13 protein-coding genes are annotated in these 15,788 nt (G+C 52.7%); 7 read left to right on the top strand and 6 right to left on the bottom strand.

Annotated elements, in window-relative coordinates:
- Window positions 1–7: 7 nt before the first annotated feature.
- Window positions 8–730, bottom strand: coding sequence for a phosphatidylcholine synthase (gene pcsA / locus K1Y77_RS15535; RefSeq protein WP_406567233.1), 723 nt, complete (start codon window positions 728–730; stop codon window positions 8–10).
- Window positions 731–1,126: 396 nt separating this feature from the next.
- Here pcsA and K1Y77_RS15530 point away from each other — a divergent pair, with 396 nt between their 5' ends.
- Window positions 1,127–1,576, top strand: a complete 450-nt coding sequence (locus tag K1Y77_RS15530) for a GNAT family N-acetyltransferase (RefSeq protein WP_264429397.1) — start codon at window positions 1,127–1,129, stop codon at window positions 1,574–1,576.
- Window positions 1,577–1,648: 72 nt separating this feature from the next.
- Here K1Y77_RS15530 and K1Y77_RS15525 read toward each other — a convergent pair whose 3' ends face one another.
- A complete protein-coding gene (locus tag K1Y77_RS15525; protein ID WP_030071146.1) occupies window positions 1,649–2,281 on the bottom strand; it encodes a TetR family transcriptional regulator in 633 nt (210 codons plus the stop codon).
- 150 nt (window positions 2,282–2,431) lie between these two features.
- On the opposite strand from K1Y77_RS15525, the gene K1Y77_RS15520 reads away from it, so the two are divergent.
- A complete protein-coding gene (locus K1Y77_RS15520) occupies window positions 2,432–3,529 on the top strand; it encodes an efflux RND transporter periplasmic adaptor subunit (RefSeq protein WP_264429395.1) in 1,098 nt (365 codons plus the stop codon).
- A gap of 1 nt (window position 3,530) precedes the next feature.
- Complete coding sequence (locus tag K1Y77_RS15515) at window positions 3,531–6,569, top strand: efflux RND transporter permease subunit (RefSeq protein WP_264429394.1); 3,039 nt, start codon at window positions 3,531–3,533, stop codon at window positions 6,567–6,569.
- A 230-nt stretch (window positions 6,570–6,799) separates the two neighbouring features.
- Here K1Y77_RS15515 and K1Y77_RS15510 read toward each other — a convergent pair whose 3' ends face one another.
- Window positions 6,800–7,156: an accessory factor UbiK family protein gene (locus tag K1Y77_RS15510; RefSeq protein WP_264429392.1), complete on the bottom strand. Its 357-nt coding sequence runs from the start codon at window positions 7,154–7,156 to the stop codon at window positions 6,800–6,802.
- Window positions 7,157–7,503: 347 nt separating this feature from the next.
- On the opposite strand from K1Y77_RS15510, the gene K1Y77_RS15505 reads away from it, so the two are divergent.
- From K1Y77_RS15505 to glnK, 3 genes are all read left to right on the top strand, one after another.
- Window positions 7,504–7,842, top strand: a complete 339-nt coding sequence (locus K1Y77_RS15505) for a P-II family nitrogen regulator (protein WP_007112359.1) — start codon at window positions 7,504–7,506, stop codon at window positions 7,840–7,842.
- A 59-nt stretch (window positions 7,843–7,901) separates the two neighbouring features.
- Entirely contained in the window at window positions 7,902–9,149 is a 1,248-nt protein-coding gene (locus K1Y77_RS15500) for an ammonium transporter (RefSeq protein WP_030071135.1), read from the top strand.
- 201 nt (window positions 9,150–9,350) lie between these two features.
- Entirely contained in the window at window positions 9,351–9,689 is a 339-nt protein-coding gene (gene glnK, locus K1Y77_RS15495) for a P-II family nitrogen regulator (RefSeq protein WP_009098335.1), read from the top strand.
- Window positions 9,690–9,809: 120 nt separating this feature from the next.
- Here the strand turns inward: glnK and K1Y77_RS15490 are convergent, their stop codons facing one another.
- Window positions 9,810–10,586 (bottom strand): ferredoxin--NADP reductase, encoded by a 777-nt coding sequence (locus K1Y77_RS15490; RefSeq protein WP_264429372.1) that lies wholly within the window; start codon window positions 10,584–10,586, stop codon window positions 9,810–9,812.
- A 184-nt stretch (window positions 10,587–10,770) separates the two neighbouring features.
- Between K1Y77_RS15490 and K1Y77_RS15485 the strand changes: the two genes are divergently transcribed.
- Window positions 10,771–11,697, top strand: coding sequence for a LysR family transcriptional regulator (locus K1Y77_RS15485; protein WP_030071129.1), 927 nt, complete (start codon window positions 10,771–10,773; stop codon window positions 11,695–11,697).
- A 70-nt stretch (window positions 11,698–11,767) separates the two neighbouring features.
- Here the strand turns inward: K1Y77_RS15485 and K1Y77_RS15480 are convergent, their stop codons facing one another.
- Window positions 11,768–13,882: a methyl-accepting chemotaxis protein gene (locus tag K1Y77_RS15480; protein ID WP_264017420.1), complete on the bottom strand. Its 2,115-nt coding sequence runs from the start codon at window positions 13,880–13,882 to the stop codon at window positions 11,768–11,770.
- 10 nt (window positions 13,883–13,892) lie between these two features.
- Complete coding sequence (locus tag K1Y77_RS15475) at window positions 13,893–15,764, bottom strand: methyl-accepting chemotaxis protein (protein ID WP_264429370.1); 1,872 nt, start codon at window positions 15,762–15,764, stop codon at window positions 13,893–13,895.
- Window positions 15,765–15,788 lie beyond the last annotated feature (24 nt).

Genomic DNA, 15,788 nt, shown 5'->3' with positions numbered 1-15,788 from the left:
CGCTAAGTTAAAACGCCTCTTGAGCGGTACGCCAGACGCACATACCGATGAAGTAAACGGATGCAATGCCCCATCCCCATAGTGCCCAAGCGGCATGGTCGGGGCTGGAGAGCACCAGTGACGTTGTACATGCGCACCATAACAGCGTGATGGCGATATTGAGCGGCATGAACTGACGAACACGAAACGGATGAAGAAACTTCATCTTAGTCACGGTAAGAATGGCTAGAAAAACGATAGACGCAAAGGTGATGAAGGGCGGTAAATCGAGAATATAAAAATAGGCCGCGGCGATGTTCCAGGCGGCAGGAAAGCCAACAAAATAATTATCTTGGCTTTTCATATCGACATTGCAGAAACAGAACATCGATGACAACAGAATGATGAACACTGACAGCAATTCGAAATTGGGCGGCAACTCAATAAAGAAATAAATAAACAGAGCGGGAATAAACGCCCAGGTTAGATAATCGATGACCATATCAAGCGTCGAACCATCGAAGTGGGGCAGAACGGTTTTTACTTCATACTTACGCGCCAGGGTGCCATCGAAACCATCGACCATCATTGCTGCACCTAGCCAGAGTAAGCAGGCGACTGGGTTATTGTCGATTAGTGAAAGTAGCGCCATTGTGCCGAGCAGTACGCCGCTGGCGGTTAAGATGTGCACGCTCCAAGCCTTCCATCTTGAAGCGCGGGATTCTGTGTGCGAAGAGAGCGATTGAACCACGTTGACCCCATTGGGAACGTGTTGTCCCCTTGCTGTTTGATGGATAGATAGATGAGTGTGTAAAAAACATACCCTACTACAAGAAAGCACTGCGCGAATACGCAGACCGCTCATCTAGATATAGCGCATTTGTTGAGAAGGGTGCGCTAATTCAAGCTTAACTGATAACTTTCTACTCAGTGCTTTTCAAATAGCCGTTGGTTGTCAGCCGATGGAAGCCGGATTCGTTGTACTGATTAGCTGTCTTTTTAAGACAGGTATGCTGCGGCACCGACTGTCTTTCATTGCCGATACGTTGTTTACTGGAGGTCAGTTTGACTTGATCAAGAGCAACTGCGTTGGGATGAAGGTAGCTTACGACTAAGATGCTAAGGAATACTTCTAGGAGGCGGCAGCATGATTACAATTCGCGCAGCGACTATTAACGACCTTGATACCTTAACCGAGTTACTGGAGGGCTATCGGCAGTTCTATCAGCAGCCGAGCGATAGCGGTGCGGCACGTGACTTTTTGCAGCAGCGTTTTCGGCAGGCGGACTCACGTATCTTGGTGAGCGAAACGAGTGACGGTGCCCTTACCGGCTTCGTGCAGCTTTATCCTGGGGTTTCTACAGTAGGCTTAAACGCCCGTTGGACGCTAAACGATCTTTTTGTAGTGCCGGAGAGTCGCGAGAAAGGCACGGGCAGAGCATTAATGGAAGCGGCCACCCAGCTGGCGCGTGAGCATGGCGTCGCGCGTTTGATTCTTATGACTCAGGTGGAAAACGAGCGTGCCCAGCAGCTTTATGAGTCGTTAGGGTGGCAGCGGAACACAGCATTTTATGGCTACTTATTAGATATCAGCTAACCAAGACCATGCCCGCTGCTCTATGCCCGCTGCTATGCGAGATAATGTGCTGAACCGGTACAAGAAGCGGGCTTAGACGTGATGTTTTGCATGGTCCACCATCATCCCTCGCATTAAGGTGTCGACCATGCTCTCGTATTCGTCTGCCAATTCAAACTGTTGTGGGTCTTGCAGCCAGTCAAAGCAAACGCCGATTAAAAAGCTGTGAAACTGAAGGCGGGCACTTGAAGGGCTAAGGCCCTGGCGTAATTGGCCGCTCAGCTTAGCCTGTTCGAAGAGCTGTTCTACCTGCGCTTTTGAATGCTCTGATAGTTGGGTAATCATACTGATACGCGGATGGTCATCTTCTAACTTTTCGCAGCGGTGCAGCACAATGGTCGCGGCGCGCTGCAGCGGAAGGTTATAGCAAATAGCGCGGAGTGCACTGTGGGCAATTCCCTGTAAACACTGAGTCGGAGCATTGCCTAAACGAAGCACTGTTTCATCGACGATCTCATCAAGCGGCACGCGAACACGCTCAAGCAGGGCATTAAATACGGCCGCTTTATCCTCAAAATGCCAATAAATCGCACCGCGGGTAACCCCTGCTGCCGCCGCAATATGGGCCAAGGTAGTGCGCGACACGCCTTGGGCGAGAAACTGAGTTTCTGCGGCATCAAGTATGGCCTCGCGGGTGCGTTCAGCCTCAGCTTTGCGGCGTGACATAGCAGCTCCTAACAAAAAAGTGCTCATATATTGGCATTACTGAATGGCAAAGTCGCCAGTAGGCTATTAGTATACACGTTAACTGACATTCATGAATGTCAGTGAAATTCCCCCTGACTGCGTATTAATAACACCGCCGAGGAGTCCGCTGTGCGTAACACTGTGATTCGATTACTTCCAGCGTTGCTGGTTCTGCTGCTGGTGGCGGGTGCCGCTGATGCCGAGGATCAGAATGAACATCCTCCCCGGCCGGTGAAATTGATCACACTGGAAGCGTCTGGCGCAGCGCTGCAGCGCCAGTTTCCTGCGCGGGTTGAAGCCACTACACGCAGCAATCTGTCGTTTCGCATGGCGGGCGAGCTCTTAGAGGTTAACGTGAGCCCAGGCCAGCAGGTAACGGAAGGCACTCTCATCGCCCGTATTGATGATCGTAACGTGCGCAGCGAGTTGGACAGCGCCCGTTCGCGGTTAGAGTTGGCGCAAGCAACCCGCGAGCGTATGCGTTACACCTTAGAGCGCGGTGCGATCAGCCAGGCTCGGTTTGATGAGTCAGAGGCGGAATGGCGTGCTGCTCGGGCGACTTTTGAGCAAGCTGAAGAACAGCTAGAAAACACCCAGCTACGCGCTCCTTATGATGGCGTGATTGCTCAGGTGCCCGTAGATAACCGGCAGATCGTTCAAGTGCAAGAAACGGTGGCGGTGATTCAGCAGCCAGGGCAGCTTGATGTGGTCTTTCATTTACCACAGCAAATTGTTCAGCAAATACCACGCAGTGACAGTGTTTCACCCTTTGAAACGGCGATGGCCTTTGAAGTGCGGTTTGGCAACAGCGAAAAACCTTATCTTGCGCAACTAGCGTCGTACACCACTCAAGCCAGTGCCCAAAGCCTTGCGTATGAGGTAACACTCCGGCTGCCGCAGCCAGACGATATCACGCTGCTCGATGGTATGAGCGCCACCGTACGGCTTGATTTAGGCCAGCTTTTACCAGCGTCCGACAGTGCCGTGTGGCATTTGCCGCCTGAGGCCATTAGCTATCTCGCTGATAGTCCAGAGCAGGCGGTGGTGTGGCGTTTTCAATCACCTGACCGTTTAGAGGCAGTGCCAGTTGAGGTGGGGCGTTTGACATCTAAGGGACTAGAGGTGAGTGGTGAGCTGGACGCGAATGATCGTGTGGTGGCGGCGGGAGCCCATCGCGTTAGTACGGAAATGCGGGTAACGCCATGGGTCAAGGAACAGGGGCTATAAGATGGTTGATTACTTCTTACGCCACCGGGCCGCTAGTTATTTAATGACCGTGGTGCTACTCGTAGGTGGGTCGCTGGCTTTCACGGGTATGGGGCAGCTTGAGTTTCCTGAATTTACCATTCGCAATGCGCTGGTCACTACCCAGTACCCTGGCGCTACACCAGAAGAAGTAGAGCAGGAAGTTACTTCAACGCTGGAAGAAGCCATTCAAGAAATGCCCTCGATCAAACGCATCAGTTCGGTGAGTTCTGATGGGTTTTCGCAGATCACCGTTGAACTGCAAAGCACGGTTCAAAACGATGAGCTGCAACAGCTTTGGGATTCCCTACGCCGCAAAGTGGGCGATGCTCAAGCTGCCTTGCCGCCAGGCGCGAGTCAGTCTCGTGTTAATGACGATTTTGGCGATGTTTTCGGTCTGATGATTAACCTGACCGGGGATGGCTACGCCATGCCTGACTTAAAAGGTCATGCCGAGTTTCTTAAGCGTGAACTCGCCTTGGTGGAGGGGGTTGAAAAGGTGTCGCTGGCGGGGGTCAGGGAAGAGCGCATTTTCATAGAAGTTGACCGAGAGCGGCTACGTGCGCTGAACATCCCTCTAAGTTCACTCCAACAACTGCTTGATACGCAAAATGCGGTAGTCGATTCGGGACACTTAAAGCAGGGAGGCCAGCGTTTCCGGGTAACGCCGTCGGGTAGTTCTGCCAATATTGATGATTTACGTGCGCTCATCGTCAGTGAAGGCAACGGTGAGTTAGTGAGGTTGAGCGATATCGCGGAGGTTTCCCGTGGCTTAGCCGAGCAACCACAACTGCTCTATCGCGATATGGGGCGGCCGGCCATTTCCCTAGGCATCTCGTTTGAAAGTGGCGTCAACGTGGTCGAAGTAGGTGCCCGCTTAGATCAACGGCTAGAGGAACTGGAGGCACGTTCGCCGTTGGGTATGGAGCTTAATGTGGTCTATGACCAGCCGAGCGTGGTAGATGACGCGGTATCCGGTTTTCTAATCAGCCTGCTTCAGGCGGTGTCCATCGTTATTGTAGTGCTAATGCTGTTTATGGGCTGGCGCAGCGGTCTACTGATGGGCTTTATTCTGCTGATCACCATTATTGGCACTTTTATGTTGATGCGTATCCACGGCTTGCAACTGGAGAAAATCTCCCTGGGTGCGCTGATTATCGCCTTGGGTATGCTGGTCGATAATGCCATTGTGGTTACCGAAGGCATGCTAGTAGGCCTTAAGCGCGGCCAAAGTATTCGTGAGTCGGCACATCAGGTGATTAAGCAAAACGCTTGGCCGCTGCTGGCAGCCACGCTGATTGCAGTGGCGGCGTTTGCACCAATTGGGTTGTCGCCGGATACCACCGGTGAATTTATCGGCTCGCTGTTCTATGTGTTGCTGTATTCATTGCTGTTAAGTTGGCTAACAGCGCTGACGCTCACGCCTTTCTATTTCAAGCTGCTGTTTCGCAATGTCGCCCCTAGCAGCACAGACGAAGACCCCTATACAGGCGTGGTGTACCGCGTATTTAGCCGTGTGATTGTGGCGGGTATCCGGCTGCGTTGGCTGACGATTGGGCTGGTATTGGTAATACTGGCAGGCGCGGTTGTCGGTTTTGGTTCCGTCAAGAATGCCTTCTTCCCTGCCTCGAATACGCCTCTCTTCTTTGTCGATTACCGCACACCAGAAGGCACCGATATTCTGGAAACTGAACGGCGGGTCGCTGAACTTGAAGACGTGGTCATGGACATGGACGGTGTACGCCACCTTACCACCGTTATTGGCGGCGGTGCCCAGCGCTTTACCCTAACCTATGCGCCGGAAGACCGTTATGCCAGCTATTCGCAGCTAATAATTGAAACTGATGACAAGGTCACGCAGCAAGCGCGCATGGCGGATGTTGAAGCGGTGCTTGAACGTGATCACAGTGATATCGACTATAAAATTGCCCCGTTGGAAGTTGGCCCTGCTCCGAAAGCGAAAATTGAAGCAAGGCTATACGGCAGCGATCCTGCTGTCTTACGCCAGCTCGGTGAACAAGTTGCAGCCCTGTTTAGTGATACGTCCAATATGGTCAGCGTACGCACTAGCTGGCGTAACCGTGTTCAGGCCGTGGTGCCAATTTTTGCCGAAGACACAGCGCGACGGCTGGGCGTTACCCGTGAGAATCTGGCGGCCACACTGGCGCTAAGTACCAGTGGTAGTCAGGTGGGCATTTATCGTGACGGCAGTGACCTTATCCCGATTGTTGCCAGGGCCATACCCGAGCAGCGCAATGATATCGATAACGTCGGATCACTTAACGTATGGAGCGCTGAACAGGGGCGCTACATCACTGCAGACCAAGTGATGCGCGATGTGACGACCCAGGTGGCTGACCCATTGATGATGCGCCGTGACCGCGAACGCATGCTAGCAGTATATGGTGAACCCGACCCGCTCAGTGGCGTGACAGCGGCTAGTGTATTGGCTCAAGTTCGACCGCAAGTAGAGGCGCTTGACCTGCCACCCGGTTACCGACTTGAGTGGGGCGGTGAATTTGAGACTGCTGGTGAAGCACAGAGCGGTCTGTTTTCCTCACTGCCACTTGGCTTGGTAATGATGTTTATCATCACGGTGGTGTTGTTTAACAACTTCCGTCAGCCGCTGGCGATCTGGTTTTTGGTACCGCTGACCATTGTCGGGGTAGTCGCTGCACTTCTGATAACTGGGATGCCTTTCTCGTTTATGGCGTTGCTGGGCACACTGAGTTTGATTGGGATGGTGATCAAGAATGCCATTGTGCTGGTAGAAGAGATCAATGTGCAGCTACCACTGCACAAAGATCGCTATCACGCTGTAGTACGCGCTGCCATTAGTCGTGTCCGGCCCGTTTCCATGGCTGCGCTGACTACCATGCTGGGGCTGATCCCGCTGATTAGTGATGCATTCTTCGCCAGCATGGCGGTCGCGCTGATTGGTGGTCTCGGTGTCGCCACGCTACTCACCCTTATTGTACTACCGGTGATCTACTGCGTGCTTTACCAGATCAAGATTCACTGAGCGCCCTTATCAATCGCTGGCGCCAAACGGTGAGGGCAGCGTGGTGCAGTTGCTTCACGATTGGATGCAACAATGTGCGGCTGCTTCGTTTGGCTGCCCTTTATTGGTGCTCAACATTGGCGTATAGACGCACCATCACCATCATTTCGACTGTGAGTGATGGTGATGGTGGCTAAATAGATAAAGAAGCCAGCAGCTGGTATCTCTCACCGCTGGCAAACGGATGTTGCTTACTTTGTAGTATCCGTTTTAGGCGGCTCGGTACTGTTAGCACTAGTACCTTGTGGTTGAACGGGTGCTGGTGGTGCTTCTGCTTCAACAGGGGTGTTGCTTGTAGACGTAGAGGCTTCCACCGCTGCCTCAAGGCTGGCTACCTGCCGCTCCAGCGCTTCAACGCGTGAGCGCGTGCGCTGTAGTACATCCATCAAAATATCAAAGTCTTCCCGTGACACCAGTTCCAGCCGGTCAAAGGCACCGCGTACCACCTGCTGTACGCCCTTTTGAATGTCTTCTGGGGCTTGGGATGCGTTTTGCAGACGATCCCCGATTTGCTGGGCTAAACGGCTAATGCGATCTTGAGGCGCCATCGCTCTCTCCTTAAATGTCCACGCATAAATGTGCACTGCTTATTAATAAGGATACGCAACCCGTCGCCAATACGCATGCGTCGTTTGCAATTTAGACTCAGTCCTTTCGCAATTGGTCTGCTGCATCGAAATGAAGCGTCTCGCTTTTGTTAATGTTCTTTTATGGTGCAAGCAGCTAATGGCAAATGCTGCTATGCCTGACCCCCCGTTAGATAATTTTAAATTATGTGAAACAACCTGCTGACTTTTAAGCAAAAAAAATTGAGTGGCACGGTATGCGCATTGACGAGGTAAGTACTTAACTCGGGCGGCGCTGCCGCTACCTAATCCAGCAGGGGAGATCCGGGATGAAACTCATCACCGCTATCATCAAGCCATTCAAGCTTGACGACGTTCGTGAAGCGCTCGCCGATAACGGCGTTCAGGGCATTACGGTTACTGAAGTCAAAGGCTTTGGCCGTCAAAAAGGGCATACCGAGCTGTACCGTGGCGCGGAGTATGTGGTCGATTTCCTACCTAAAGTAAAAGTAGAGGTTGCTGTCGATGATGCGCGCTTGGAGAGCGTTCTCGACGCCATTTGCAGCGCAGCTAACAGTGGCAAAATTGGCGACGGCAAGGTGTTTGTAACGCCATTAGAAGATGTGATCCGTATTCGTACCGGTGAGCGCGGCGCAGACGCTGTGTGATCAACACTTTCCGGACTGTTTTTACGTATAACTTCTCTTAGTACAACGGGGAACACCTCATGAATGAGTTAGCTGATTTGAGCTATGCGCTCGATACGTTTTACTTCTTAATTTGCGGCGTGCTCGTAATGTGGATGGCCGCTGGCTTCTCGATGCTTGAAGCGGGTTTGGTGCGTTCAAAAAATACCGCCGAGATTTTGACCAAAAATATCGCGCTGTTTGCGATTGCCTGCACCATGTACTTACTGGTGGGTTACTACATCATGTATTCCAGCAGCGCGGGTGGCTTCTTACCTAACCTTGGCTTTCTGATTGGCACTGAAAATAGCGTTGATGCGGTGACGGCTGGTGGTGACGATGCACCTTATTACTCCATGCGCTCTGACTTTTTCTTCCAGGTAGTGTTTGTCGCAACCGCCATGTCGATTGTGTCGGGTGCGGTTGCCGAGCGTATGAAACTGTGGGCATTCTTGGCCTTCGCCGTGGTGATGACAGCCTTTATCTACCCAGTATCTGGTTACTGGACATGGGGCGGCGGCTGGTTGTCTGAAGTGGGTTACTCTGACTATGCAGGTTCCGGCATTGTTCACTTAGCTGGTGCAGCCGCTGCCTTAGCTGGTGTCTTAGTGCTTGGCCCACGTAAAGGTAAGTACGGTAAAGATGGCTCGATCCATGCGATTCCAGGCGCAAATATGCCGCTGGCGACCCTGGGTACCTTCATTCTGTGGATGGGCTGGTTCGGTTTCAACGGTGGCTCTGAGCTGAAAATGTCTGATATCAGCTCTGCTAACAACGTTGCTCAAGTATTTGTGAACACCAACGCAGCCGCTGCGGGTGGCGTTCTAGCGGCACTGATTCTTGCCAAGCTGTGGTTCCGTAAAGCTGACCTTACTATGGCACTGAACGGCGCGTTAGCAGGTCTAGTGGCGATTACCGCTGATCCGCTGTCTCCTTCTGCACTGGGCGCTGCTGTGATTGGTGCTGTGGGTGGTGTGATCGTCGTCGCCTCTATTGTCACGTTGGACAAGCTGAAACTTGATGATCCAGTGGGTGCAATCTCGGTACACGGTGTTGTGGGTATCTGGGGTGTACTAGCAGTGCCGCTGACCAATGGTGATGCTTCTTTCGGTGCACAGCTGATTGGTATCGTCGGTATCTTTGGCTGGGTATTCGTGGCAAGTCTTGTGGTCTGGCTGGTACTGAAAGCCATCATGGGAATTCGCGTTAGCGAAGAAGAAGAGTATGAAGGTGTCGATATCGCCGAGTGTGGTCTTGAAGCCTACCCTGAGTTTAGCGTTAAGAAATAAGCCTGCGCTAATGAAGTGAGCTGGCGTGTTCTTTCGGCCTCCCTATCGGGAGGCCTTTTTGTTTTAGTGTATTCTTACAATCCATGGCGTTGATTTTTTATTCTCTGCCGGTAGCGGTGTATGCTTAACGCTAACGGGCTTGGCTAACAGCAGTGTCCCGCCACCCTTTGATAAAAGGCCACCAAGCTAGAGGATGTCGCAATGAAATTGATCTCAGCCATTATCAAGCCGTTTAAGCTTGATGACGTACGCGAATCGCTCTCTGATATCGGCGTGCAGGGCATTACGGTAACGGAAGTGAAGGGCTTTGGCCGTCAGAAAGGCCATACTGAGCTATACCGTGGTGCAGAGTACGTGGTGGATTTTCTGCCCAAGGTGAAATTAGAAGTAGCCGTTGATGACGATATGGCCGAGCAGGTGATTGATGCCATCACTCAAGTGGCAAACACCGGTAAGATCGGTGACGGTAAAATCTTTGTAATGCCACTGGAGCAGGTAATCCGTATTCGTACTGGTGAAACCGGTAAAGACGCGGTTTAACCGCGACAGGCCTAGCTGCCTAACGTTACCAAAACGCCCCGCTAAATGGTGTTGTTTAGCGGGGCGTTGTTATTAGTTGGCGGTCGCTTACCTAGCCGCCAATTTCTTGCTTGTTACTGCTTACTTTTCAACAAAGGCGCGCTCAATCACGTAGTCGCCCGGCTCGCCCATGCGCGGGGAAATATTCAAGCCCAGCTCGTCTAGCAGTGCGCTAGTGTCGTCGAGCATGGCGGGGCTACCGCAAATCATCGCGCGGTCTTGGCGTGGGTCAATCGGCGGAAGACCGGTATCTTCAAACAGCTTGCCGCTGCGAATGTGGTCGGTCAGGCGCCCCATGGTGTGAAACTCTTCACGGGTAACCGTGGGGTAGTACACCAGTTTCTCGGCAATGTCATCGCCCAGATATTCGTGCGCAGGTAACTCTTTGGTAATGAAGTGGGCGTAAGCCAGCTCAGACACTTCGCGCACGCCATGTATCAGCACCACTTTTTCAAAGCGCTCGTACACTTCAGGGTCTTGGATGAGACTCATAAATGGTGCGAGGCCTGTGCCGGTGGAAAGCATATAAAGGTTACGGCCCGGTAGCAGGTCATCGCATACCAGCGTGCCGGTAGGCTTACGGCTGACCATAATTTGGTCGCCAACTTTTAGATGCTGCAAGCGCGAGGTAAGCGGGCCATCGGGTACTTTGATGCTGAAAAATTCTAGATGGTCTTCGTAATTGGGGCTGGCAATGGAGTAAGCACGCATCAACGGTTTACCGTTGACTTCCAAGCCGATCATAACAAACTGGCCGTTTTTGAAGCGCAGACTGCGTTCACGGGTAGTGCGAAAGCTGAACAGAGTGTCGTTCCAGTGGTGAACGCTGAGAACTTCTTCCAAGGCAAACTTGCTCATGCTGACTCCTCCAATGGGCAGAGTGGCGTAAGCCTCGTCTGCCATATTCTAAAAAAGTATAAAAAATGGCTAAATATGTTGTCTATGATTATAAATAAAGAGAGGGTTATCTGTTAAGCAAATTATACTGATAACCCTTATCTAAAAAATAGATATAAATGCCGAATCAAGATAGGTCGCTGCTATGCATTACACCTTGCGCCAGTTAGAAGTCTTTGTAGCCGTCGCCCAACACGAAAGTGTTTCTCAGGCGGCGCGTGCCCTTGCTATGTCTCAATCTGCCACCAGCACAGCGCTGGCGGAGCTTGAGCGTCAATTTGACTGCCAACTGCTTGACCGCATTGGCAAGCGTCTAAAACTCAATGCGTTGGGCTTTCAGCTGTTGCCTAAAGCGGTTGCCTTGCTGGATAGGGCGGAAGAAGTGGAAGAGTTGTTGCGAGGCCAGCAAGGGGTGGGCGCGTTGGAGGTGGGGGCAACGCTGACTATAGGTAATTATTTAGCGACTTTATTGATTAGTGATTTTATGCAGCGCTATCCCGGTAGTCGGGTGCGCTTAGCGGTGCGTAATACGCGCCACATTATTGAGAGTGTGCGCCAGCACTCGCTTGATTTAGGGTTGATTGAAGGCCAGTGCGACGACGATATGATTATCAGCCAGCCCTGGGTAGAGGATGAGCTGTGTGTGTTTTGCTCACCGCGCCATCCGTTGGCAGGGCGTGAACACTTGGAGTTGGAACAACTGCTGCGAGAAGATTGGATAATGCGCGAGGAGGGGTCTGGCACTCGCATGACCCTTGAGCATGCCGCGCGGCATCGGCGTAGCCGGTTTAATACCCTGCTGGAGCTTGAACATACCGAGGGCATTAAGCGGGCGGTAGAGTCGGGCCTGGGCATTGGCTGCGTTTCCAGGCTCGCGCTGCGTGATGCTTTCCGGCGTGGCAGCTTAGTGCCGCTGCCAACACCGGAGTTAGACTTAAAACGTCAGTTCACCTTTATTTGGCACCGTCACAAGTATCTCACCACCGGCGTGCGCGAGTTCTTGCGGCTTTGCCGTGAGATGACGGCGGGTGCCAAGCGCAGTGATGACATCCCTTTACCGCCGATCCCCTAGGCCAGGTGTTATACCGCTTAATATCAACGTGGCCTAATGGATCTGTTTTACTATCCCTCGTTGGGGTTGATTAGTACTGTCGAGCAGGCGTTGGCGCAGGCAGGGTGGGTTGATCCTGGCGACTACTATTCGTTTCGAGTATGAAGCCGCCTACCAGTGCATCGAGCCGCTCAGCCTGATCTTTTAGCTGTTCGGCAGCAGTGGTGGACTCTTCCACCAGGGCCGCATTTTGCTGAGTCATCTGATCAAGGTCGGTGACGGCAATGCTTACCTGGCTGATGCCATCATTTTGTTCCCTCGCTGCCGTGCTGATATCGCCAAGCATTTGGGTCACTCGCGTTACGCTTTGGGCTAACTCATGCATCGCTGCTTCTGCATCGCGCACCATTTGAGTGCCGCTTTCTACCTTACCTGCCGAGGCATTGATGCGTTGACGGATGTCTTTGGCGGCATCGCTGCTGCGAGAGGCCAGTTGCCTGACTTCATCCGCCACGACGGCAAACCCACGGCCATGCTCCCCAGCACGAGCTGCTTCTACAGAGGCGTTTAGCGCTAGCAGATTGGTTTGGAAAGCGATGCCATCAATAACGCTGACAATACTCTGAATTTCATCAGAATTAGTGCGAATATCGGTCATCGTAGCGACCACCTGCTCAAATGCACTATCTGTTCGGGCTGCTAATTCAGAGGCGGTTTGTGAGAGCCCGCTGGCCTCCTGAGAAGCGTGGGTGGTGTGACCAACGGTACTGCTGATCTCTTCCATGGCAGAAGATGTCTGTTGCAGGCTGGCGGCGGCCTGTTCGGTACGCCGTGAAAGGTCGTGCCCCCCTTGGGTAATCTCATTGGCCGCGTGGTTGACTGCTTCGCTGCTGCGTCGGACATCCAGCAAAATGGCTTGGATTTTCTCTGCGAAGGCATTGAACTGTGTTGCTACAGCTGCACTTTCATCGCGGCCATGAACCGGCAAACGTTGGGTCAGGTCGCCATGTCCCGTAGCGATCTCTTCCATACGATTAGCCAAGCGCTTAAGGGGACGTGCGATGCGTCCACCAATCCACCACAGTGCGGCAACACCAATGGCTGCCAACAGCAGCCCCACCAGTGTCATGCCCAGGGTGTTTTGTTGACGCTGTTCACTGAGCACATCTTGCAAGGCGTTTAGCTCGGCCAATACCACTGATTCAGGCAGCTGTAGTACCAGCACCCAGGGCTGATCAGTGTCGCCAAGGGTAATTGGCTGATAGCGCTGAAGCATACCGTCCGCCATGCTGCTGTGGAGACTCCCCTGAGTAGCGGCTTGTTCAATACCTGCCAACAGAGTGGCATTTAGGGAGTCGCTAGCGTGTGCCCCCAGGGAGTCCTGGTTAGCGGTATCGGCAACTAAACCGCCACGCCCTGCCACTAGTGTCATCCGTCCTGCGCCATTGTAAAGCGCTTGATTAGCATCGCTTAACAGGGTTTGAATAAAGTTAAGCGCTAAATCAACCCCTGCGATTCCGCGAAATTCGCCATCCACCAAGATCGGTGCGTTGAACGAGGTGACTAGCTGGGTCTCGCCGCCAAAGTCGTACGCTGCCGGGTCAATAATACAGGCGGTCAAGGTTTCACGCGGACACAGGTAGTACTCTCCTTCACGCACGCCGCTGGCCAGACGCGTCTCGCTTTCCATGTCGTCACCTAACGGGAGTATGGCTAACTCACCCTCTTCCGTGCGGTACCACCAGGGCATAAAGCGGCCGCTGCCGTCATGACCGTAGCGCTCGTCACCCGCGTAGCGTGCGTCGTCTCCAAAGGCATTGGGTTCCCAGCCAATATAGGCATCCAAAAGTTCAGGGTTATCAGCAACTGTTTGCCGTACTAAGTTGGAGAGCTGTCGGCGGCTTAAGTACAGCGCACGCTGGCCTTCTGCGTCTTCTACGCCCATTAACGCGTTGGTCGTGGCGAGCTGCTTGGCTAGCGTCATCGCTTTATCCAGCTCGCGTTGAATGCGTCGTCCCTCGGCATCGGCAATCGCATTTAAGCGGGCATCCAGCGCGCTGTTCATGAGTTCACTGGTATGCTCATCCACGGTTTGCTGGGTATGAGTGGCGGCGATCAGGTTATACACCACCAGTGCAGCCACAATGGCTAGCAGGCAGGGGCCTGCCAGTGCCACGACAAAAGAGCGTAACGAGCGAAAATGCATAGCATATTCCTTAGGCAATATGGCGATGTTGGCTGGCAGACGCTTGATAGGGCACCTGGAGAGCCGGTGTAGTGGCATGCGACAGCTTAAAGCTGCTGATCGTCCCCGAGAGATGCTCAGCTTGCTCTTTTAGCTGTTCGGCAGCGGTCGTGGACTCTTCCACCATTGCAGCGTTTTCTTGGGTCATACGGTCAAGCTCAGCAACCGCAATGTTGACTTGGTTAATGCCATCGCTCTGCTCGCTGGTGGCCGCGTTAATTTCGGCAAGTACCTCCGTCACGCGGGTAATATGGGCCACGATATCCTGCATCGTTGCACCTGCGTTGCGCACCAGCGAGGTGCCTTTATTGACTTTGGTTTGCGAATCCTCAATCAGTTTTTGGATATCATTGGCTGCTTCGCTACTGCGCCCTGCTAGCTTACGTACTTCATCAGCAACGACTGCAAAACCTCGGCCATGTTCACCTGCTCGGGCAGCTTCTACCGAAGCGTTAAGTGCCAGCAGGTTGGTTTGAAACGAAATGCTGTTCATTAATGTGACGATGTCGCCAATTTTATCGGAAGCATGGGTAATGTCTTCCATCGTGGTAACGACATTTGCCACCACTTGACCACCTTCTTTCGCGACGTTTGACGCCTCATTGGAAAGTTGGTTGGCTTCCTGCGCAGAGGCAGCGGTGTGCTGAACCGTGCTGGTGATTTGCTCAACCGATGCAGACGTTTGCTGCAGGCTAGACGCAGCGTTATCGGTGCGGCGCGATAAATCCTGACCGCCCATGGCAATTTCATTAGCCGCATGGTGAACAGCTTCACTGCTTGTGCGTACATCAATCAATACGGCTTCCATTTTGCCAACAAAGCTGTTGAAAGCGCTGGCAATTTGGGTCACTTCATCGTTGCCTTCTTCCGGCAGGCGCTGGGTTAAATCACCTTCTCCGGAAGCAATGTTATCCATTGCATTACGCACGCCTAGCAAGCGGCGAAGCAGTAGGGAAAGTAGTAGGCTAAATACCACTGCGGTAATGGCGGCGACGACGAGCAGGGTAATGATCGAGGTTGTCGCGATGGCACGCAGACCAGCGGTCGCTTCGTATTCATCAAGCGCTACCACCAGCTGCCAGCCACTGCTGCCGCCAACGGTACTTCCCATTAGCAGCTTGGCACTGTCTTGTAGTTCAAGCGCTTGGGGCTCTTCGGCTTGGATAATCTGAGCCAGACTGTCGTTGGTAAGATCGCTGCTCAATACTGAAGAGGGCTCAAGCGTTAGTTGAGCGTCAGGATGCGCTACAAGCGTGCCATCCTCCGTCGTCAAAAAGCCAAAGCTTGAAGGTGTCGGGGCAATGCTGGCGACAATTTCAATAACGTCTTCTATTGTAATATCAGCACCAATGACAGCAGCGAGCTGACCATTACGATAAAAAGGGCGAGCAAAGGTAACGACTAATCCACCGGTTTGAGCGTCCACATAAGGGGCTGTGATAATGGTGTCTTGTGCTTTTGCAGCAGCCTCGTACCACGGCCGTTGGCGTGGGTCGTAATCACTAGGTGGTTGCCAGCCGTCAGAGAAAACCGCGTCAGATGTGGAAGGATAGGCCAGATAAGAGGTTAAAAAGTTGCCAGAGCTAGCCAGCTGGCGCAGAGCGACAAGAGGGTCGCTACTGCTTGCCGCATCTTCCATGCTAGCCAGCATTGTATAACGGGCGTTAAACCACTCATTAATTGCTTGGGTGTTACCATCGACAACAGCATTGAGGTTTCTGCTTACTTGCTGAGTGTTATGGAATTTTATAGTGGTGTAGCTAGCGATGCCGTTAATAATCAGAGCTAGCACAATAGCGGTCAGGGCGGCTAATAAAATGCGGGCGCGTAGGGAGGAAAACATGGTCGCTCTCAAAATCGATATAGG

Origin of the sequence: Halomonas qaidamensis (assembly GCF_025917315.1) — a bacterium.
Classification (GTDB): Bacteria; Pseudomonadota; Gammaproteobacteria; order Pseudomonadales; family Halomonadaceae; genus Vreelandella; species Vreelandella qaidamensis.
Note: the sequence above shows the minus strand (reverse complement) of the source record. Positions and strands in the feature narration are given on the sequence as shown.